Origin of the sequence: Paenibacillus sp. FSL L8-0644, from assembly GCF_038008165.1 — a bacterium.
Classification (GTDB): domain Bacteria; phylum Bacillota; class Bacilli; order Paenibacillales; family Paenibacillaceae; genus Paenibacillus; species Paenibacillus polymyxa_D.
Genome location: NZ_JBBOYN010000001.1, coordinates 3,780,661 through 3,801,999, shown reverse-complemented (window position 1 = coordinate 3,801,999; position 21,339 = coordinate 3,780,661). Strand labels below are relative to the sequence as shown.

Below are 21,339 nucleotides of genomic sequence, written 5' to 3'. Positions count from 1 at the left end.
ATAACGATGCTAAACAACTAGAAAGGAGAGGGCGTATGAATTTTTATCCACTGAAAGACACGTTGCAGCGGCCAATTCGTGACCTGCGTATATCGGTTACGGACCGCTGCAATTTCCGTTGTTCCTATTGCATGCCCAAAGAAATATTCGGTGACGATTACGCCTTTCTTCCTCAAAATGAATGTCTGTCGTTTGAAGAGATACACCGGCTAACGAAGCTCTTTGTATCCCTGGGTGTAAAAAAGATCCGACTCACGGGCGGCGAACCATTAATGCGCAGGAATCTATCCGACCTGGTCTCCCAAATCCTGTCCATTGACGGAGTGGAAGATATCGGCTTGACCACCAATGGTGTGCTGCTAGGACAGCAGGCTAAGCCTCTCTATGACGCGGGGCTACGACGGCTTAATGTCAGTCTGGACGCTCTGGACCCTGAGCTATTTGGGCGATTGAATGGGCGGGGGATTAAGCCTGATTTTATTTTGAAGCAGATCGAATATGCAAGAGAAATCGGCTTTGAAATCAAGGTCAATATGGTCGTTCAAAAAGGCGTTAATGACTCGGAGATTTTGCCGATGGCCGCTTATTTTAAGGAGCAGGGAATAACCCTTCGCTTTATCGAGTTTATGGATGTAGGGAATGACAACGGATGGAGCTTCAAAAAGGTACTAACCAAAAAACAAATTGTTGAACGACTTAAGAATGCGTACGAGCTGGAGCCGATGGATCGGGATTACTTTGGAGAAGTGGCAAAACGTTACCGTTATAAAGACAGCGACGCACAGATTGGTTTTATTACTTCGGTTTCTGAATCATTTTGTTCGTCTTGTACACGCGCCCGCTTATCGTGCGATGGCAAGTTTTATACATGTTTGTTTGCTTCAGGCGGATTCGATTTACGCCAGATGCTTCGTAATGAAGCGGATGACCAGGAACTACTCGATGTGATTACTTCAGTATGGGAACAACGTACAGACCGGTATTCCGATGAACGTACGGAGCAGACAGCTAACAACAAAAAAAAGATTAACATGTCCTACATTGGCGGATGACATTTTATACCATGATAGTGTGTTGTATTTGATGTGGTTGCTCCGAAAAAGAAAGCGCAAACATTTTTGTTGGCAAAACTTAAATTCGATGTTATTATGATTTTGGGATTGTTACTGAAAAGGCAAAACCCGAGGCATGGAATTCAATTTCCATGTGTTGGGTTTTGCCTTTTCTTTTTAGAATACATGCTTTGCGATATCCTGCATGATATGAAAATCTGCCCAGCCATAACGCAGAAAGGTGAGTGATATAAAGCCTTACAAGTGCTGAACAACAAAGATGATGACGTCGACCAACGAATCGACATCCGAAAAATGATGTCATGGGACGTGGTTAACCGACTATATCCATTTTCAGAACGGAATATCAGATCGGTTTGGGAGCACTCAAGATCAATGATGGAAAACGTAAGGCTTTGTCTCTTATTATGAATGCGTTTTCATAACACGGAATTGTAAATCAATACATTTGAATTTGATTTACGACGAAGGTTTGATCGGCTATTACCGTCTTGTGACCTATCTGAAATTTCGCCCAGCATCTAAATCCTTTTTTAAATTTGATGGGATAAGGGGGGCAGTTAGATGATCATAACGAAGATCTTTAATAACAACGCCATAATAGCCAAAGATCAAAAAAGAGATGAATTTGTTGTTATGGGTCGTGGTATTGCATTTAAAAAGAGTGCAGGCGAACAAGTAGAAGAGCATCTAATTGAAAAGGTCTTTGTGCTTAAACATAAAGATGCTTCAGAGAAATTTAAGTTATTGTTAGAGGATGTTCCATCAGAATATGTTTCGTTATGCTATGACATCATTGAATATGGAAAAAGCATATTAGAAGTACAATTGAGCGATTATATATATGTTTCGCTTACGGATCATATGAACAATGCATTTAAAATGTTTGATGAAGGGTTTAAAAATGCAAATCCGTTAATTTGGGAGATTAAAAAATTTTATCCCAAAGAATTTGCGGTTGGCTTAAAAGCACTGGAGTTTATTGAAGATGAAATAGGCAAACGATTGTCAGAAGATGAAGCAGGTAATATTGCTCTTCATTTAATCAATGCTCAAGTAAACGGCTCCTGCAACAAGGTAGCAGATGTTGCTCAGCAAACTCAAAAAATACACGACATCTTGAATATTATTAAATACTCTTATAATACCACCATAGATGAACACTCGATCAGTTATGAGCGATTTATTACACATTTAAGATTCTTCTTTCAGCGATTAAATAAAAAAGAAAAAGTAGAACTGGAAGACGATTTTTTATGGAGGCAAGTGAAAGCAAAGTACAAAAAGGCTTATGGCTGCATGCTGAAGATTGAGAAATACTTGGATATGGTATTGTCAGATGAGGAAAAGCTGTATATCACGATTCATATTCAGCGTGTGACCCAAAGACAAAATTGAATAACTCTTGGATTGTTACTGGTAATGCAGGCGAAACCAACCTAGATCGAATTTGATCTATTTTGGTTTCGCCTTTTTTTATAAATACAATTAAAGGGGAAATTACAATGAAGTATGAGACATTAGCAAAAGACATCATCAGAAATGTCGGCGGCAAAGAAAATGTGAATAGTCTAACTCATTGTATTACACGCTTGCGCTTCAAACTAAAAGATGAAAGTAAAGCCAATACAGAGGTTTTGAAAAATATGGATGGTGTTGTCACGGTCGTAAAGAGTGGCGGGCAATACCAGGTTGTTATAGGTAACCATGTGCCTGAGGTGTATGCTGATGTTACTGCTGTAGGCGGTTTTCAGACAGGAGATTCAGAAGAAGCATCAGGTGAAAAAATGAGTTTGTTCAATAGATTTATTGATACCATTTCAGGTGTATTTACACCCACGCTGGGTGTCTTAAGTGCCACAGGTATGATTAAGGGCTTCACTGCCCTATTTGTAGCTTTGGGCTGGCTGACCACTACATCGGGTACCTATCAAATTCTCAATGCTTTAGGTGATTGTTTGTTTTACTTCTTTCCTATTTTCCTGGGGTATACGTCAGCTAAAAAGTTCAATGCCAACATTTTCATAGGTATGGCTATAGGTGCATCGCTTGTGTACCCAACATTTAGCACGATAACAGCCTCGGGCAAACCACTATACACTCTATTTAGCGGTACTATATTTGAGTCACCGGTATATATCACCTTCTTAGGCATTCCGGTCATTCTGATGAGTTATGCGTCAACCGTTCTTCCGATTATCATATCCACCTATGTAGGCTCAAAAATAGAAAACTTCTTTAAAAAGGTAATCCCTAGCGTAGTGAGAACATTTTTGGTTCCGTTTTTCACATTGTTAGTTATTGTACCCTTAGCATTGATTGTGATTGGACCTCTCTCGACTTGGGCAGGTCAACTGCTTGGGGCAGCAACTCTCTTTGTGTATAACTTAAGTCCAATTATTGAAGGCATAATCATGGGCGCTTTCTGGCAAGTGTTTGTTATCTTTGGATTACACTGGGGACTTGTTCCTATCGCTATGAACAACTTAGCCGTGCTTAAATTCGATCCGATTCTTGCGGCTACGCTGGGAGCTTCCTTTGCTCAGACGGGCGTCGTACTGGCAATTTTGTTTAAAACCAAAAATGTAAAACTGAGATCACTTTCCATTCCAGCTGTCATCTCCGGGATTTTTGGTGTGACAGAACCAGCGATTTACGGGATTACATTACCACGTAAGAAACCATTTATTTTAAGCTGTATAGCATCTGCAGTAGGCGGCGGTATTATAGGAATGATGGGAACGAAAGGTTATATCATTGGTGGATTGGGTATTTTTGCTATCCCGAGCTATATCAGTCCGGCAGGAATAGACAGCGGATTTTATGGGGCTGTTATCGGTATCCTGGTAAGCTTGGTATTAGGCTTCTTGCTTATGTTCTTTGGCGGATTTAAAGATGATGAAGTGAAAGAAGCTAAAAAGGAAGATAGCACCTCGAGAGCAGCCAAAGGAGAAGTTTTAGTAAAGCAAGAGACGGTGATGAGTCCATTAAAAGGTGAAGTGAAGTCTTTATCTGAAGTAACAGATGAAGCCTTTTCGACAGGTGCCTTGGGTAAAGGGATTGCCATTGAACCTTCTGAAGGTAAGGTTGTTTCACCTGTAGATGGTGTATTAACATCATTATTTTCGTCAGGTCATGCGATTGGAATTACAAGTGATCACGGTGTTGAAGTCCTCATCCATGTAGGCAAAGATACGGTCAAATTAAAAGGCAAACATTTTTATCCTAAAGTAAAACAGGGGGATGCTGTTAAAAAAGGCGAGCTGCTTATGGAGTTTGATATGGAAGCTATAAAAGAGGCTGGGTATGTTTTGACCACACCTGTTATCGTTGCCAATACTACGAATTACCTGGATGTCATTGAAACAGAGAAAAAGGCAATTGAGTATCAAGAGGACTTATTGACCGTCGTAGTCTAATCCTAATTAATGTTGAGGAGGAATTAAACAATGAAAAATACAACTACATTGGAATTTCCACAAGGATTTTTATGGGGAGGTGCAACGGCTGCCAACCAATTTGAAGGTGGATATAATGAAGAAGGTAAAGGCTTAAGCACTGCTGATGTGATTACGGCTGGAACGCATACGACTTCCCGAAGAATTACACCTATGCTGGAAGAAGGAGTGAACTACCCGAGTCACGAGGCTATTGATTTTTTCCACCGCTATCAAGAGGATATCCGCTTATTTGCAGAGATGGGATTCAAGGTCTTTAGGATGTCCATTGCGTGGTCAAGAATATTTCCTAACGGAGATGATGCAGAGCCGAATGAGCAAGGCTTGCAGTTCTATGATCGTGTATTCGCAGAATTGAAAAAGTACAATATTGAGCCTTTGGTTACAATCTCACATTATGAAGCACCGTTTCATTTGACCCAAAAATATAATGGTTGGTCAGATCGCAGAGTCGTAGATTTTTATGTGAGATATTGTGAAGTGCTTTTTAACAGATACAAAAATGTCGTAAAATACTGGTTAACCTTTAATGAAATCAATATTTTAACCTTGTCATTTGGAGCATTCATGGCTGGAGCTATGATGCCGGAGGGGAATGGAGAGCTAGCCCATGCTACAGTGAAGGATGAGCAGGTTCTGTATCAGGCGTTGCATCATCAATTTATTGCCAGTGCAAAGGCTGTAAAGCTGTGTCATGAAATCAACAAGGACTTTAAAATCGGTTGTATGATTGCTTATATGTGTTCCTACCCACTTACATGTCATCCTGATGATATTCTGCTGGCTCAACAAAAGGATAACTTAAGTAATTTCCTATGCTCAGATGTTCAAGTAAGAGGAGCTTATCCGGGATTTGCCAAACGCTATTTTAGAGATCATAATATTCAGATCACAATGCAAGAAGAGGATGAGGACATCTTAAAAGAAGGCTGCGTAGATTTCTATACTTTCAGCTATTATTCCTCTACTTGTGTCAGTGCCGATCCCAACCAGGAGAAGGTGGGAGGAAATTTATCTATGGGCTTAAAGAATCCTCATTTGAAAGCAAGTGCCTGGGATTGGCAGATCGATCCACAGGGATTGAGATGGTCCCTCAATAACATTTATAACCGATATGAAATCCCGTTAATGGTTGTTGAAAATGGTCTTGGCGCCGTAGATACAGTGGAAGAAGATGGCTCCATTCACGATGATTATCGAATTGATTATCTGAAGCAACACATTGAGCAAATGAAAGAAGCGATTGCTGATGGAGTGGACCTAATAGGGTATACGCCATGGGGATGTATTGATCTGGTCAGTGCGGGAACCGGAGAAATGAAAAAGCGTTATGGATTTATATACGTCGATAAGGATAATGAAGGCAATGGGACACTTGCCAGATCTAGAAAGAAGAGCTTTTATTGGTATAAGAATGTGATCGAAACTAATGGAGAGCAGTTGGATTAGATCTTAATGCCTGTTTCATAAAAGTCATACCATCAGCGCGTGCCAATTTTAATCGGTACGCGCTGCTTCACTAAATACATGGGATGAAAATGACGAAATAGAGGGTAGGGCTGATATCAAAATTTGAGGAAGTGGATACATATTACCTGCTTGGATTAAATGCTGGATTGAAGCTGCTCGGGTGGGTGACGCAGGAGCAGGTTTTGGGATTGTCGCTACAGAAATCTGCAAAATGTCTACGGGCACCAAGGAAGCAACAGGGCGTATTGAACAATCCTTGCAAGCCGTCAGACAACCAGTGTATAAGAAGGGTGGTTACATGTATGAATTTGAATGAGTTGAATGAACAGAGATACACAGAACTAGAGGATTATTGGGTGCGTGTATTTCTAAATGTAGTACAAGATCAGGATAAGGAGAACTGGGTGATTCCTTATTACAATACATCCTTTTCTAATGGTCAGAAAGTCATGGATATGAACCCCATTTTTTCGGCTAAATCAAAAATAAGTCATAAATCCATCAGAATCATTCAAGAAACGGTTAATGAAGAGGATGACGTTCACTATTGGTTAGATACAAATGGGAAAAACGAATTGGTTATTATTTGTTCCTTATCACAGCAACATGTGCACAAGGTAAAAGGGATCATTGAACGCTGGATTTATGAATGAGAGTCATTATCCATAATCGAAACTTTTCCGATATAATAGGGAAGAGAAGCCATAGAACAGATACTACCTCAGAGAGGTGATTCACAATGACCGTTGATATTCTCCTACGTAATAATATAAAAGTGCTAGGCACAGGTAGCCAGACGATTGTGTTTGCTCACGGCTTTGGATGCGACCAGGATATGTGGCGTTATATCGTCCCTAGCTTTATCGACAACTACCAAATCGTCTTATTTGATTATGTTGGTTCGGGAGATTCTCAAATAAAGTACTATGATTCCCAAAAATACAGTGACTTGCAAGGGTATGCCCAGGATGTGCTGGATATTATGGAAGCGTTAGACTTAAGAAATACCATATTCGTCGGACACTCCGTTAGCAGCATGATCGGAATGCTCGCATCCATCCGCAGCCCTCAATATTTTGAACGCATTGTCATGCTCGGTCCTTCTCCACGCTATGTGAATGACCTGCCTTCTTATTATGGGGGCTTCGATAAGAGTGATATTGATGAATTACTGGATATGATGCAAATGAACTTTATTGGCTGGGCTAGTTACATGGCGCCCATTGCTATGCAGAATCCCGAGCGAGGGGACTTAACCGAAGAATTGGAAAAGGCATTTTGTTCAAGAGATCCTCATATTGCACGGCAATTCGCAGAGGTTACATTTTTTTCAGATTGCCGTGTTGATCTTCAGCATGCTTCGGTTCCTACACTTATTCTCCAGTGCTCAGATGATAGTATTGCTCCGATTGAGGTAGGGGATTATTTGCATACCCATCTTAGAAATAGCAGACTTCAGCAGATGAGAGCAAAGGGGCATTATCCTCATTTAAGCCAACCAGGAGAAACGAGCGATTTAATCAAAGAATATTTAGCTAGTGTGTAATATCGAAAGAAAGGCAGTCATTTAATGGATATTCAATTAGATAAAGCTCCTTGTGGTTACTTTTCAATTTCGGATGCCGGGATCATTCAATCTGTAAATCAAACGTTATTGGACATGCTTCTGTATGATCGTAATGAATTGCTCGGACGGCCGATTGAAACAACAATGTCTGTTACGAACAAGCTATTTTTTCATACTTATTTTTATCCCTATATTCAGTTGTACGGGCATGTCGATGAGATGTACTTTTCGTTTCGGACAAGTGATCGACAGGATGTGCCTGTACTTCTGAACGGGGTTCGTCAGGAACGAAACGGAGAAACGGTTATTGATTGTGTCGTGCTTATGATGCGTAAGCGAATTGAACATGAGAGAGATATCCTGCAGACCAAAACCAAGCTTCAGGAATTATATCAGGCCACGAATGAAGCGAATCAGAAGCTTGAACGGTTGCACGAAGAATATGAAATCAAACAGCAGGAGCTAGTAAGGATCAATCTCCAGCTTGAAACGATGGCATCCACGGACCCGTTAACTGGCCTCAAAAATAGAAGGTATTTCCAAGATCAATTACTAGCTAGCCTCGCGTCCTTTCATGAGAGCGGAATATCTTTTTCGCTGCTTATCATTGATATTGATCGTTTCAAAAGCATTAACGACACTTATGGTCATCCGGTGGGCGACCTGGTGCTCACGAATCTGGCAGAATTACTGCAATCCACGTCGCGGGATAGGGACATTGTCGCTCGTTATGGTGGCGAGGAGTTTGTCATTGTTCTTCCGGGCAACGATCAAGAGGAAGCCATTCGTACGGCAGAAAAATATCGTTCCATGACGGCCTCAAGGGATTGGGGAGAATACAGCATTACTGTGAGTATCGGTGTGGCAACGGTTACGCAAGCGGATACGGAACAATCGATAGTTCATCAAGCGGATTTGGCACTGTATGCTTCTAAGAGTGGCGGGAGAAACCAAGTCACGCATTCAGCAAGTCTCGTAAAGAAATAAATGAGGCTTCAATAACCGCATGAAGAGTTGGGGAGTGATAAACATGGGGGAAGCGTACAAGCTGGACTGTGATACCTGTGCTTATACTAAGAACATATTTGTAGGGTTTGGTTTTTCATATATGAGTTTGGAATCCATTGCTTCGTTTGTACAGGATACTGTCCTTAAACGACGTATTGGGGAATTCATAGGCAACCCTTCGACGAGATATGATGCTTATGACGCTATGTATGTGTGTCCTGCCTGTCAGGCCATCCGTAATGAATTGTTTATTGAGATGAAATCGGACTCATCACAGTATAAAATTTCTTATGCTTGTCCTAGATGCGCGAGTGTTATGGAGCAGGAACACATTGAAAACAATGTGCCTGTTCATTTGAGTTGCCCAGCATGTGAGAAGGGCAAATTGAAAGCAACGTTTTATATGGATTGGGATTAATAGATTCCCCGGATATCTTCACAGCATACTCCAATAAGTCTGGTCAAATCGTTCAAATTCAGCTAATATTAATGATAACGATTCTCATTTGAATCATCAAAATGAATGAAAACCTTTGAGGTGGACGCTTGTGAATTCAAATTCGTTATCATTAATATATCAGCATTATTTGGAAAAAACTCCGTTTAGAAAACAAAACGAGCATACGTATATGATGTTACCGGAAGCAGGTGACGGACATATCTACAGAGTTACGACTTACAGCGGTATCGAGATTGTGTATTCGCATATCCAATATCACGAGCCTTACCAGACGAACTTTGCTTCCAAAGGACAAATGATTGAACTTCAATTTGCACTTTCGGGTCAACGTCATGTGAATATAGCTGGTCTGGACTACACGCTCCCGATAGGGTGGGGTGCTCTTATTTTTTTACAGGATTTCAAAGCACGTTTTCATCCTCCGATTAACGAACAATACCAATCCTTTGCACTTGGCATTCCTGTTTCGTTGTTTAATTATGCGGCTTCACAGTTGGCGGCTCGTCGCCAGGTAGCTATTGAATTTAAACAAATTCTGAAGGGTGCTGCGTTCCATCACCTTAGTTTTGAGCTGGATCACAGAAGTATAGTGATGATTGAACATTTGATCAAAGATTTGAAAAGTGTGCATAGATCGCCTTTATTAATGGAAGCAGCGGCACTAGAGATTTTGAATAGGTTTATGATTCAATTATTTGATTTAACTCCCATGCCCGAAGGCTTATCTAAAGAAGATGTCAGAAAGTTGCATATGGCTCGGCAAATCCTTGAATCCAGCATGATTGATCCTCCTTCACTGATCGCATTATCCAAAAGAATTGGATTAAACGATTTTAAATTAAAAAAAGGATTCAAAGCATGTTTTGGAACGACTGTATTTGAATATTTGCGCCAAATTCGTCTTGATTATGCGATGAAGCTGCTTAGAAGCCAGGAAAGCAATGTAACAGAAGCTGCGATGGCTGTAGGATACAGTAATGTGAGTGCATTTTCAGAGCAATTTTTTCGGGAATACGGAGTGAAACCATCATCTTTGAAGAAAGTATTTTAAAAATTCTGTTTTGACCATTTTAAAAAAATATCAAGGTAACAAAAAGCTGGAACCCTGTATAGATAGGATTCCAGCCTTTTTATTTGGTGCTTATTTCACGAAAGTTTCAATGCCATCTGTATTGATGGTTGAAGTATGGGTACGAGACGCTTCTTCAATATTTTTGAATGCCCAGTAATCTGTTGGTACATCCTTCCATGTAGCCTGAATGGTTCCTTCCAGGGGTCCTCGTTTTAAGATCGTGTTCAAAATGGTAACCGTTTCTACTCGTGTTATATATTTATTGGGTTGGAAGCTGTTATCGTTATAGCCGGTAATCCATCCTGCATTAGCTAACGCTACAATGGAATCCCTTGCCCAATGCTTTTCGATATCGGTATAAGGAGACGCTGTGGTTTGCGTTCCTTTAAGCTGCTTCCAGGATGCGAGTATTGCTGCCATTTCTGCACGGGTAATGGGTTGCTCTGGTCGAAATGTTCCATCTGCATATCCATTCATAAGGTGCTGTGTCGTAAGTGCTATAATCGAATCCTTTGCCCAATACGTGCTAGGTACATCTTTGTATGTCGTTGAGCCTTCTTTTGTCTCCAACTTCATAATCCTAGCCATCATCGCGGCGGTTTCAGCTCGTGTAATTGACTGGTCCGGTCGGAATGTACCATCCTGATAACCCGTTATATATTTTTCATGCGCAACCTCGGATTGCTCTACTGGCATGATTTCCGCAGTCGGTAAAACCGTTGAAGAAGCCGATGGTGATGAAGATGCGGTTGTTTCACTTGAAGAAGATGAATCACTGCTATCCGCGTTATCCTTCTTATCTTTTTTATTGCTACTGCTGCTGTCGTTATTGCTAATATCACCCGTGCCTGCATTTCCATTTACAACCTGTATATACGCTTCAGATGTACTCGGAGCAAATCGAGCATCCCCACTGTATATAGCAGTAATTGCGTGACTTCCCACACTTAAGTTGCTTGTAGTGTAGTACGCATTGGCATAGCCATTCGAAATGCCCACTGGCTCCATCGTCAGCGTATCTAATATATTCGTGCCGTCCATAAGGATGACCGTTCCGGTTAAATCGCCCGAAGTTTGTGGGTTTGAGGTTGTCCTCAAGCTAAACCTTACTTCCTGACCTTGATTAGACGGATTCAGCGAACTCAATATTGTAGTTACTGTAGGTCTCAGTGAAGGTGTAGGCGCAGATGCATTTACGACCTGAATGTATGGCTCAGATGTACTGGGGGCAAATCGAGCATCCCCACTATATATAGCAGTAATTGGGTGACTTCCCACACTTAAATCGCTTGTGGTGTAGGTCGCAGTGGCATATCCATTCGCAATGCCATTTGGTCTCATCGTCAGCGTATCTAATATATCCGTACCGTCCATAAGGATAACCGAGCCGGTTAAATCTTTCGTAATTTGTGGGGTTGAGATGGTTTTGATGCTAAACGTTACGGATTGACCTTGTTTAGAAGGATTTGTCCAACTCGTTACCGTGGTTTCAGTAGCATACACCGCATCCGTTACACTAGGTGCTGGTGAGGAGGTTGCATACACAGTACTCTCGGAAAAACTCCATGTCCAGGTTCCAAATAAGACGATAACAGCAAGATAAGATAAACAAAAAGACTTGATTTTACTCATAAATTTCCTCCATAAAATTCCGGTGTCACGATGAACTGACTAAATCCTCCATGATGACTAACCTACTAATATAATTTTCTTTCTTACATTACTGATTTACTATACTAAATGCCTCTGAACCAATTCTGAACCAAATCGACAAAAACCGCGTGCTCAATTCACATCGCTAGAAGGGGATCACGATTTGCGAGCTTTTCCGTAATTTCTCAGAGCAAATGCGAAAAGGGTCAACCAGAAAAAACTGGTTGACCTCATAATATGAATGACAGTTTAGCGTGATATTTTGGAAAGAATTATTCCGTTAGTATTTAAATTTGACCGTCAGATCCTGTAATTTCTGTGACATATCCGACAAGGTCGTTGCCAGGCTGGTGATCTGCTGCATCGAAGCTAGCTGCTCCTCTGCAGACGCTGCAATATTCTGCGAGTTGTCCGCCGCTTGAAGCGCCAGACTCGATACGTTTTCTCCGCTTGCTGAAATTTCCTGGACACTTGCGGTTATTTGCTCCGTGATGCTCGCGAGCTCTTCCGTTTGCTGTGCGATATGATTGGTGGACGTCACAATTTTGTTAAACTGCTGCTCCGTCTCATTAGCAATTTTAATGCCGGAGTCGACATCCTGTTTTACGCGTTCCATGGTCCGAAGCGAATGCTCCATATCTTTGCGCATATTCTGAATCAACTCAGAAATCTGCCCAGAAGACTGGTTCGATTGTTCGGCCAGTTTTCTTACCTCTGAAGCAACTACGGAGAAACCGCGGCCTTCTTCGCCTGCACGGGCAGCCTCAATCGAAGCATTTAAGGCAAGCAGATTGGTCTGCTGTGCGATATCCGTAATGGCATGCAGCATCGTGTCGATCTGTTGAGTACGTTCATCCAGCATCCTCATAACCGCATCGGTTTCATTGACGGAATGGTTAATCAAGTCCATTTGCTTCACCGTATGTTGTACAGCAGTACCGCCAAGGCTCGCCATTTCCATCGCGTCTGCAGACGATTCAGCAATGGTCAAGGAGCTGTCCGTGATCCGCTGCATACCTATTGAAATTTCCTCAAGCGAGCTGGTTGTCTTCTGGAGCATTAGTTGCTGCTCCTTCGCACCAGCCGCCGATTCTTGAATTGCGATGGTGATGTGCTCCGTTGCCTGCCCCGTGTGCTCTGCTCCAAGGGTCAATTCTTTCGAGGAAGCAGCGACCTGCTTTGTGGACAGGTTTACCTCACCGATCAGAAATCTAATATTTTTAATCATATGATTGAAGTCCTGTGCAAGCTCGCCGATCTCATCCTTTGAATGAATTTTGACTTCTTCGACTGTTAAATCACCGTCTGCAACTGCGTTAAGCCGCTTTGCAATCATGATAATAGGCTTCGTAAAACGTCCCGAAACAAAGCTTACTATAATTGCTCCCAGAATAACCGCAGAAGTCGTAATAATCAGGACAATATAAAGGACTTTGGTCGCTCCGCTGTTAAATTCGTTAAAATATGCTCCAGAACCGATGATCCATCCCCAATAAGGATCCCTTTCAACATAAGAAATTTTCGTCTCCACTTGATCTGTGCCAGGTAAAGCCCATTTATAAGTGACGAATCCTCCGCCGTTTGTACCGACTTCTACAAACTCTTTTCCCACATGCACACCGTCTTCCGAAACGGCATTTATTAAACCCTGGCCTTCATTTGAAGGGTTCATCACTGCAACGGCATCTTGATTGACTGCCCACGGATAACCTGTTTTACCTACAGTATATTTAATCTTTACCGGTCTTTTGTTATTAGCATCTTTTACACCGAGCAGCTCGATGCGCAGTTTTTCCTGTGCTTCTTCCAATGTTAAATTACCGACTTCGACTTGCCCATTGAGGAAACTAATCATACCAATTACCATTTGCACACTATTCTTAAGTGCTACTTTGCCTGATTCATTCATTTCATTCTTGGAAACAACATAAGAACTGATTCCAATCACGAATGTGGGTACAATTAAAATAATCAAGCACATTATGGTTAACTTCGTTCTTAACGATCTTACCTTCATGATTGATCCTATTTTTGTTTTCACTGAGATTTCCCCCTTAGACATCGATATACAGACTCAACCCACAGCTACGCTAATTACTAAAGGCAAAAGACTGTACATCATATATCGTAATAACATGCCAGGAAATGAAGCCCTTCCATCCAGTCAGCGATGAAGAGACCGATGTAGTTCATTTCACAACGAAAGAGCGACTCTATAATTAACGACGCCCATTGGGCCATAGAATGCAGGCCATTTTTTACTGTCTGAAGACTGGCTGCTGTTTTATACGCAAAATTAAATCCGTTTAACCGCAAATTTATCCGTCTATAGGCAGTAGCGTTTTGGTATGCTCCGTATACTTCTGCATAGAGAGAATCTTTAACAGAGGAGTGTGCGAGGATGAATAGAATAAAAGGGAGCATCTTTTTCAGTGTATTTGTGGCTATGCTAGGGCTCATGCTCATTGCTCCAATTATGCCGCCCCTTATTCGTGAATTAGGCTTAAGAGAAAGCCATTCCGGATTAATTATATCGCTTGGTTCTATAACGATGGCCTTAATGGCTCCAGTATGGGGAAATCTAAGTGATGCAAAGGGACGCAAGCCGGTGATTCTGCTTGGTTTCATAGGGATGTGTGTAAGCTGCCTGTTGTTTACACTTACTCTTTTTGCAGGATTAAATGGTTGGCTCAGTGGGGGGCTGCTGTTAGTCCTGCTGATTGTTACACGCGGCTTAATTGGCGGCTTTATCCCGGCGGTGTTGTCATCGTCCCAAGCTTATATGGGAGATGTAACGGAAGGAGAAGAGCGTGGAAGTGGTATGGCTATTATTAGTGCGGCGAATGGGCTTGGGCTGGTATTTGGTCCCGCGAATGCAGGTGCCTTTACTTTAATAGGGCTGTTATGGCCCTTATATTTTGGAATTGTCATTGCCGCTGTTGCATTCGTGGTGTCTCTGCTGGCGATTCCGGCGGCCCAGCCCGTTATTCAGCAAAAACCCGCTCGAATTAACCCCCTCCAGCCAGGTCTAAGAATGTATTTGTTTGCAGGCTTGGTTACGATGATAAGTATTGTGACTATTCAGGTTATAGGTGGTTTTTATTTTCAAGATCAGTTAGGTCTTACATCCGAAGAAACAGCAAGAGTCGTGTCCTTTGGACTTATGTTCTCCGGGGCAGCGATGCTGATTGTGCAGATCATCCAGATGAAATGGCTTAAATGGCAGCCTAAGCCGATGATTTTACTTGGTTCTCTATTCCTGATTGCTGGAATGGCATTATTTCTGATTTCAGCCAGCTTGGTCGTTTACTATGCAGCGTTCTTTATGTTTGGCATAGGCACAGGCTTACTGATGCCCGGTTTTATGGCAGGTGCTTCGCTTTCAGTCAGTCAAGAGCAGCAAGGGGGAGCAGCGGGGCTGGTAGCTGCGGTACAGGGAATTTCCGCGATCATTGCTCCTATTTTGACGACCACCTTGTATCGAGTGGACAAATATATTCCCTTTACGCTTATAGCAGTCTTGGTAGCTGTTATGGCTGTTATTATGTGGGTAGTGAGAAAAAGAAACGGGAATAGTGAGCCTGTTCCTCATAAGGCAAAATAAATAAAAGATTGGTTAGATGAATCCATAGGCTTCCGGGGTATACTCACCGGAAGCCTATATCTATTATAATAAGTTATAAGAAATTTCAGGAAAATCAGAAGGAAGTGGGGGGCTTATGGAAATCCAGCAAAAATGGGTGGCACTAAACAAAAGATATAGTTTGTACGCACCCAGTCCCGAGGCTGTACAAGCCATGTACCAATTGAAGGAAGAGCTTGAGGGCTTAGAAAGCGAGCAGGCTGCCAGAATTTTGACAGAGTTGTATCTTCACCTGCATCAATACGAAGAGGCGCTAGAGGTTTTTATGTCCGTCATGAACCGGAAAAATAAAGCAGATTTGAAGAAACAGTGGAGTATTCAAGAGATGATTAATAGCCCGATTCGACTGCCGGTGATTAAGCCTTTAATCAAAGTAGCCAAGCGCAAGAAAACTTCCGATCTCCCTGTGTTTACTTATCATCAAGACCCTGTACGCACTCAGATCCTTAAATCAGGCTTTTTGAAAACGTGTTCCTGTTGTGGACGGCAGACCGATATCTGGTACGCGGGTCCCTTTTATACAGCATTATCTTATGAGGCGATCTGTCCTTGGTGTATTGCGAATGGTAGCGCTGCGAGCATGCTACAGGGAACATTTCATGACCCTGCTTGCTGTGCACAATTGGAGGAACCAAAGCTGGATGAGCTACTGCATCGGACTCCCGGTTATGAGGCATGGCAGACCGCCGCGTGGCTGGATCACTGTGATGACTACTGTGTTTTTATAGATTTTGTGGGCTGGTAGGAGCTTGTCAGTAGAGGGATAGAAAATGATGTCAACCTGATGTTTATGCCTATTCTGGCTTTGTATAATGAAGAAGAGGCTAAGAGTCGAATACGGGAAAGCATGGAACGTGACGGATCGTTTCGGGGTTATTTATTTCAGTGCAGGCATTGTAAGGAATACCTCTTATATGCGGACTATGACTGAATCCAAGTGAATTTCCTGAGGTGAATGAGAAGGTGAAACCCAATTTAGGGGTGGTTCTAATTAAGGAGGAGTTCATAAAATTGGAGGAATGCAGATGGGGTGGGAGTATGGAATTAAGGTCGCAGATGTTAAGGATATTAAAGCACTAATGGAACGCTTAGCTGAAGCATTGCCTAGGATTGACGGATATCGGATGCAAAGGGATGAGGATGGTTTTGTTCTGCTTCAGAATAATTCTGATTGGCCTGAAGCGCTCCAGGTTTCAGTGGAAGAGGCAAGGAATATTGAAGGGTTAGAAGATGATGAACCTTATATCTATTGTCTATTTCATATCGGCGGCGGAGATGCGATGAGGTTGAGGGAAGGAATGTGTAGGGCACTGGAAGAAGAGAAATGCGCTGCGGATTGGTTCGAGTTGTAGCCGAAGAGAGGAGTAAGAGAGAGTGACTAAGAAGGGAAAAACAGAGATTCAGACACTAATCTATCGCTATGGCGGTCCACGAGCCAATATTGGGTATACTTTTGAACCGCTGCGTTATGGGGATACTGATGAACCGAAGCTGGGGGAGATGATCTTCATCTACGCAGATGACTTTGATATCGTGCTGTCTGTGTTAAAGTCCAAATATCCACTTGTCGATCCTGACACGGGGGAAACGTATGAGGATTTTGATGCCTGCTGGGATAATCCGATTCAGGCGTCGGTATGGCATGAAATATTAACAGAATTGGATGCTTGGCCTGCCAAGGAGCCAGAATTACGCATATTTATCGATTCCTTTACAGCATGGGTCAGAGCGCATTTGAAGCAAGCAGATGGTATTATCGTGACCGGAAATCTGTAGAGGAAGGCAATGCACTGCAATCCGTATTTTCGCTGCCCCTCGCTTCGAGGGGCAACTGGAAAGCGAGCTGCTGGGTCAAATGCCTCGTTCTTTACATTGCATGCGACAGGCTCCTTATGGCAACTGGATTATTGACGTTGCTTCCGAATCCTGAGTAACTTTTGCTCCAATTTGGTATCACCCATAAATTTGCTGACAGATACAGCAAGCTGATATTGAATGGTCCCCATATTGTTAGCGGCAGGTTGAAGAACCCCTTTTATCGTTTGCCATAACGAAGTAGCCTGTCGGCTTTTTGCTCCAAAATGCATGATGATGTGGATACAGGCTGTAATTATATTGCGGCCAAGTCCGTACAGGAACCATTCTTTTTCCTTCGTAATAAGCGGAATGATGGTTGCCATCGTTTCCCAAGCTTCATCCCATCGTCCTGTTTCAATGAGCTTTTCTGCCAAGCTGGATGCAGTAGAACAGTAGTTACTAGAATTTTCTTCTATTTTCTCCATTTCGGCCAGCTTTTTGAGGGCTTCAATTTCACCTTCTGGATGGTTGCGCCATCTCTCATGATAAACGAGTGTCCGCAAATTTTCTTTGTCCCAATCCGTCTGCTCTCTGATCCACAAATCAATAAATAATGATAGGTATACATCTTCCCCGAGTTCACTCGCGATATTGATGCAATCTTCAAGATCAGCTGTATCTTTGCTGAACAAATATGTTTCCAAAATCAACTCAGGATCAAACCCGGCGTATGTATCGAAATTGGCTTTCTTGGCCTGCTGGAACAAAACTTGGTCCTGCTCACGCTCATATTTTTGCAGTAAAAAAACGGCGTAGTATAGAGCATCGCCAATCCCCTGAAAACTGTTCGTTTCCCTATCTATAATCTCATTAACGAGCAGCCTTCTCACAATCGGTTCGTAATGCGGGGAATCTCGATCCTCACGATTATACATAGCCAAAAGCACCTTCAAGCGATGGGTATAATTGGCATCACTTTTTCCATATTCCTCACTGTGTTGCTCCAAATAGTCAACCTTCGAAAAATCGGCGTGATCACTTATTAGACTCTGCAGCATTTTATCATAGGGTGCCATCATCTGATCCAGCAGCTTTTTGTAGTTCGTTTCCATTACTGTAATTCTCCTTTCACTGATCGGCTTAATACTACAATCCATATGTACAAAAAACAAGAGTTTTCCTTTTGAGTACTGCGCTGTCACACGTACATATTTTTCTAATAGACCCATTTTAAGATTTGATATGAGGGATGGACATTCAACACCTGTAAATCAAGCATACAACATGCAGGGATACAACATTGCGCACAACTAATGGAAGCGTTTTAATTTGAGTATAGAAACACAAAAGAAGATCTCAGGGAGGACATAAGATGCTAAAAGTGAAAGCGCTTAGATGTGAACATGTAAACAATCCGATTGGACTGGGTTGTCTAAAGCCTCGATTAAGTTGGCAAATTGAATCTGACAACATATATGTTTTCCAAAAACGCTTCCAATTGCAGGTATCCATAAATCCTGTTTTTGAATCGCTGCTCTGGAATCATTTTTCCTATTCGGAACAATCCATTTTGTTTCCCTATGAAGGTCCTCCACTCGAATCAGGACAAAGATATTATTACCGGGTAAAAGTATGGGCTCAGGGAGCGGGTGACACCGAACCCGAGGAATCGGAATGGAGTGAGATTGGCTTTTGGGAAATGGGGCTGCTCCATGAGCAGGACTGGAAGGCACAATGGATTACAGTGCAGGAGCGAAGCATCCATGAAAAGTTTCAGACGAGAGCCCCTTTTGCTGCTTCCAAGTGTTTTTCAGTTGAGGGAAAAGTGAAAAAAGCAGTCATTTATGCCACAAGCCTTGGTCTGTATGAGCTGGAGCTCAATGGACAAAGAGTAGGCGATGCCTACTTTACCCCGGGATGGACAGATTATAACGATCGTGTTCAGGTGCAAGCCTATGATGTGACTTCTACCGTTCGAGAACAACATAACCGCATCACAGCAACGGTGGGAGAAGGCTGGTACAGCGGCTATCTAGGCTGGCAAAAGCGCAAGGATACCTACGGGAACACGAATGCTTTGCTATTTCAAATGAAGATTAGCTATGAAGATGGCCGTTCAGAACTCATTTGCTCTGATTCTTCCTGGGAGGAAACGAGCTGTGCCATTTTGATGTCAGATATTTATAACGGCGAAATCTATGATGCTCGACTGGAGCAGCAGGCAGCCGAACATCGCTTCTTGAACGAACGGAAAATGATGCAGGTCGTCCCGTTTCCGTTAAGTCATCTGGTTGCTCAGGAGAACGAGCCTGTCCGTGTAATGAACCGATTAAAGCCTGTTGAACTGATTTGGACTCCTAAAGGCGAACTAGTACTTAACTTGGGTCAAAATATGGTAGGCTGGCTGGAATTTAAAGTGAAAGCCCCCGAAGGTACGGTTCTGAATCTGGTTCATGGTGAAGTACTGGATCAGCAAGGGAACTTTTACCGAGATAATATTCGTGATGCAGCGCAGCAGATTACGTACATTTGCAGCGGCAAGGGGACGGAGATATTTAGGCCGCATTTCACTTTTCAAGGCTTCCAGTATGTGAAGCTTGAGGGCTTTCCGGCTGGCGTAGCCATTGAAGATTTTACAGGCGTTGTTTTGCATTCAGACATGGCGACAATTGGCTTGTTCGAGACATCCGATCCAAAGCTGAACCAACTCCAGCACAATATTGTATGGGGACAAAAGGGGAACTTCCTGGATGTGCCGACCGATTGCCCGCAGCGTGATGAGCGATTAGGCTGGACCGGCGATGCACAGATTTTTGCCAGAACGGCCAGCTTCAATATGAATAGTGCTTCCTTCTTTCGAAAGTGGCTGAAAGATTTGGCTTACAACCAGCTGGAGAATGGGGCTGTGCCTTTTGTCGTGCCGGATGTCCTCAAAGGAACCTTTGCAGACAATATGGACCAAACGACAGCCGCATGGGGAGATGCAGCAGTTATATGTCCGTGGACGATCTATCAATGTTATGGAGATAAGCAAATTCTAGCTCAGCAGTATGACAGTATGAAAGCATGGGTCGATTATATTCGTGCCCAGGGGACCGAGGAACATCTGTGGGATACTGGTTTGCAGCTGGGAGACTGGCTCGCACTGGATAGCGAGGAAGGAAGCTATTTTGGAGCGACCGATGGAATGCTGGTAGCGACTGCATACTTTGCGTATTCGACTCATATCTTGGCGCAGACGGCCAAACTGCTGAATCGGTATACCGATTACAACAATTATCAAAGCTTGCATGAGGGGATTAGAAGCGCTTTTGCAAACCGTTATTTTGATGATGCTGGCAAACTGACTTCTAATACCCAGACTGCACAGGTTGTGGCTTTGCACTTCGGATTGGTACCAGAAAAATATAAAAAGCAAGTGGTTCAGGAACTCGTACGGCTGATAGAAAAAAATGATATGCATTTGGATACTGGCTTTGTAGGCACACCCTATCTATGCCTGGTTTTATCCGACAATGGCTATACAGATATAGCTTATAAAATTTTATTTCAGAAAGATTATCCTTCTTGGCTCTATCAGGTTGAACGGGGAGCAACGACCATGTGGGAGCATTGGGACAGTATCAAAGTGGACGGCTCGTTCTGGAGCACCGATATGAACTCGTTCAATCACTATTCGTACGGTTCAGTTGGAGACTTTATGTACCAAAATATTGCCGGAATCGATGTGCTTGAAGCGGGCTACAAAAAGTCACGGTTAGCACCCAAACCGCCTGTTAATCTTACTTCGGCCCATGGCAAGCTGGAGACATCTTATGGTGAGGTTGCTGTCCATTGGGAAATCGTGAATGAAGAAATGCGGATGACGGTTCACGTACCACATAATACGACAGCTGAGATTACGCTTCCGGGCGTTCTAGAGCCAGATGCATTACAACAGACCATTACTAAGCAATACCCGTCGATTCAGTATCCGCCTGGTAATGTGCCACAAGAGCTGGCCGGGAAATCAGGTTCTCCCGGAGAACCTGATTTCCAACTGAGTGGAGATCATGAATTGACGTTTACCGTCGGATCTGGACAGTATACGTTCCAGTACAAATACAACCAGAGGCTAAATAACATAGACTAGAGGTGA

16 protein-coding genes and 2 pseudogenes are annotated in these 21,339 nt (G+C 42.7%); 15 read left to right on the top strand and 3 right to left on the bottom strand.

Annotated features, from left to right (window positions below; all coding sequences use genetic code 11):
- Positions 1-35 precede the first annotated feature (35 nt).
- The 10 genes and pseudogenes from moaA to NSS94_RS17205 all read left to right on the top strand — a co-directional run bounded on the left by moaA (position 36) and on the right by NSS94_RS17205 (position 10,087).
- A complete protein-coding gene (gene moaA / locus NSS94_RS17250) occupies positions 36-1,052 on the top strand; it encodes a GTP 3',8-cyclase MoaA (protein ID WP_029515505.1) in 1,017 nt (338 codons plus the stop codon).
- A 585-nt stretch (positions 1,053-1,637) separates the two neighbouring features.
- Positions 1,638-2,471: a BglG family transcription antiterminator LicT gene (licT, locus tag NSS94_RS17245; RefSeq protein ID WP_165149749.1), complete on the top strand. Its 834-nt coding sequence runs from the start codon at positions 1,638-1,640 to the stop codon at positions 2,469-2,471.
- Between the two features lie 107 nt (positions 2,472-2,578).
- The gene (locus NSS94_RS17240) at positions 2,579-4,492 is read left to right on the top strand and encodes a beta-glucoside-specific PTS transporter subunit IIABC (protein WP_341039747.1); all 1,914 of its coding nucleotides are present in this window, start codon (positions 2,579-2,581) and stop codon (positions 4,490-4,492) included.
- Between the two features lie 30 nt (positions 4,493-4,522).
- Positions 4,523-5,980 carry a glycoside hydrolase family 1 protein gene (locus NSS94_RS17235; protein WP_165149753.1) on the top strand — a complete coding sequence of 486 codons (1,458 nt, stop codon included), beginning with the start codon at positions 4,523-4,525 and terminating at the stop codon, positions 5,978-5,980.
- A 146-nt stretch (positions 5,981-6,126) separates the two neighbouring features.
- Positions 6,127-6,284, top strand: a pseudogene (locus NSS94_RS17230) (methyl-accepting chemotaxis protein); the annotation flags it as partial.
- Positions 6,285-6,303: 19 nt separating this feature from the next.
- A complete protein-coding gene (locus NSS94_RS17225; RefSeq protein ID WP_341039746.1) occupies positions 6,304-6,654 on the top strand; it encodes a hypothetical protein in 351 nt (116 codons plus the stop codon).
- A gap of 86 nt (positions 6,655-6,740) precedes the next feature.
- Complete coding sequence (locus NSS94_RS17220; protein ID WP_069010507.1) at positions 6,741-7,547, top strand: alpha/beta fold hydrolase; 807 nt, start codon at positions 6,741-6,743, stop codon at positions 7,545-7,547.
- A 24-nt stretch (positions 7,548-7,571) separates the two neighbouring features.
- A complete protein-coding gene (locus NSS94_RS17215; protein WP_341039745.1) occupies positions 7,572-8,555 on the top strand; it encodes a sensor domain-containing diguanylate cyclase in 984 nt (327 codons plus the stop codon).
- A gap of 43 nt (positions 8,556-8,598) precedes the next feature.
- Positions 8,599-8,994 carry a hypothetical protein gene (locus tag NSS94_RS17210; RefSeq protein WP_340886107.1) on the top strand — a complete coding sequence of 132 codons (396 nt, stop codon included), beginning with the start codon at positions 8,599-8,601 and terminating at the stop codon, positions 8,992-8,994.
- 130 nt (positions 8,995-9,124) lie between these two features.
- The gene (locus NSS94_RS17205; RefSeq protein WP_165149763.1) at positions 9,125-10,087 is read left to right on the top strand and encodes a helix-turn-helix domain-containing protein; all 963 of its coding nucleotides are present in this window, start codon (positions 9,125-9,127) and stop codon (positions 10,085-10,087) included.
- Positions 10,088-10,177: 90 nt separating this feature from the next.
- On the opposite strand, the gene NSS94_RS17200 is transcribed toward NSS94_RS17205, so the two are convergent.
- Entirely contained in the window at positions 10,178-11,740 is a 1,563-nt protein-coding gene (locus NSS94_RS17200) for an S-layer homology domain-containing protein (protein WP_029515496.1), read from the bottom strand.
- Between the two features lie 301 nt (positions 11,741-12,041).
- Complete coding sequence (locus NSS94_RS17195; protein ID WP_341039743.1) at positions 12,042-13,778, bottom strand: methyl-accepting chemotaxis protein; 1,737 nt, start codon at positions 13,776-13,778, stop codon at positions 12,042-12,044.
- 384 nt (positions 13,779-14,162) lie between these two features.
- Here NSS94_RS17195 and NSS94_RS17190 point away from each other — a divergent pair, with 384 nt between their 5' ends.
- The 4 genes and pseudogenes from NSS94_RS17190 to NSS94_RS17175 all read left to right on the top strand — a co-directional run bounded on the left by NSS94_RS17190 (position 14,163) and on the right by NSS94_RS17175 (position 17,180).
- Positions 14,163-15,365 (top strand): MFS transporter, encoded by a 1,203-nt coding sequence (locus NSS94_RS17190; protein WP_341039742.1) that lies wholly within the window; start codon positions 14,163-14,165, stop codon positions 15,363-15,365.
- Between the two features lie 115 nt (positions 15,366-15,480).
- Positions 15,481-16,335: pseudogene (locus NSS94_RS17185) on the top strand (CbrC family protein).
- 94 nt (positions 16,336-16,429) lie between these two features.
- Complete coding sequence (locus NSS94_RS17180) at positions 16,430-16,756, top strand: hypothetical protein (RefSeq protein WP_341039741.1); 327 nt, start codon at positions 16,430-16,432, stop codon at positions 16,754-16,756.
- 22 nt (positions 16,757-16,778) lie between these two features.
- Positions 16,779-17,180, top strand: coding sequence for a hypothetical protein (locus tag NSS94_RS17175; protein ID WP_341039739.1), 402 nt, complete (start codon positions 16,779-16,781; stop codon positions 17,178-17,180).
- A gap of 128 nt (positions 17,181-17,308) precedes the next feature.
- On the opposite strand, the gene NSS94_RS17170 is transcribed toward NSS94_RS17175, so the two are convergent.
- Positions 17,309-18,313 carry a hypothetical protein gene (locus NSS94_RS17170; RefSeq protein WP_341039738.1) on the bottom strand — a complete coding sequence of 335 codons (1,005 nt, stop codon included), beginning with the start codon at positions 18,311-18,313 and terminating at the stop codon, positions 17,309-17,311.
- A 260-nt stretch (positions 18,314-18,573) separates the two neighbouring features.
- On the opposite strand from NSS94_RS17170, the gene NSS94_RS17165 reads away from it, so the two are divergent.
- Positions 18,574-21,333, top strand: a complete 2,760-nt coding sequence (locus NSS94_RS17165; RefSeq protein ID WP_341039737.1) for a family 78 glycoside hydrolase catalytic domain — start codon at positions 18,574-18,576, stop codon at positions 21,331-21,333.
- Positions 21,334-21,339 lie beyond the last annotated feature (6 nt).

Excerpts from the sequence above, each read along its gene's own strand:
- moaA (WP_029515505.1), top strand. The coding sequence starts at position 36 with ATGAATTTTTATCCACTGAAAGACACGTTGCAGCGGCCAATTCGTGAC.
- licT (WP_165149749.1), top strand. The coding sequence starts at position 1,638 with ATGATCATAACGAAGATCTTTAATAACAACGCCATAATAGCCAAAGAT.
- NSS94_RS17240 (WP_341039747.1), top strand. The coding sequence starts at position 2,579 with ATGAAGTATGAGACATTAGCAAAAGACATCATCAGAAATGTCGGCGGC.
- NSS94_RS17235 (WP_165149753.1), top strand. The coding sequence starts at position 4,523 with ATGAAAAATACAACTACATTGGAATTTCCACAAGGATTTTTATGGGGA.
- NSS94_RS17225 (WP_341039746.1), top strand. The coding sequence starts at position 6,304 with ATGAATTTGAATGAGTTGAATGAACAGAGATACACAGAACTAGAGGAT.
- NSS94_RS17220 (WP_069010507.1), top strand. The coding sequence starts at position 6,741 with ATGACCGTTGATATTCTCCTACGTAATAATATAAAAGTGCTAGGCACA.
- NSS94_RS17215 (WP_341039745.1), top strand. The coding sequence starts at position 7,572 with ATGGATATTCAATTAGATAAAGCTCCTTGTGGTTACTTTTCAATTTCG.
- NSS94_RS17210 (WP_340886107.1), top strand. The coding sequence starts at position 8,599 with ATGGGGGAAGCGTACAAGCTGGACTGTGATACCTGTGCTTATACTAAG.
- NSS94_RS17200 (WP_029515496.1), bottom strand. The coding sequence starts at position 11,740 with ATGAGTAAAATCAAGTCTTTTTGTTTATCTTATCTTGCTGTTATCGTC.
- NSS94_RS17195 (WP_341039743.1), bottom strand. The coding sequence starts at position 13,778 with ATGAAGGTAAGATCGTTAAGAACGAAGTTAACCATAATGTGCTTGATT.
- NSS94_RS17190 (WP_341039742.1), top strand. The coding sequence starts at position 14,163 with ATGAATAGAATAAAAGGGAGCATCTTTTTCAGTGTATTTGTGGCTATG.
- NSS94_RS17180 (WP_341039741.1), top strand. The coding sequence starts at position 16,430 with ATGGGGTGGGAGTATGGAATTAAGGTCGCAGATGTTAAGGATATTAAA.
- NSS94_RS17170 (WP_341039738.1), bottom strand. The coding sequence starts at position 18,313 with ATGGAAACGAACTACAAAAAGCTGCTGGATCAGATGATGGCACCCTAT.
- NSS94_RS17165 (WP_341039737.1), top strand. The coding sequence starts at position 18,574 with ATGCTAAAAGTGAAAGCGCTTAGATGTGAACATGTAAACAATCCGATT.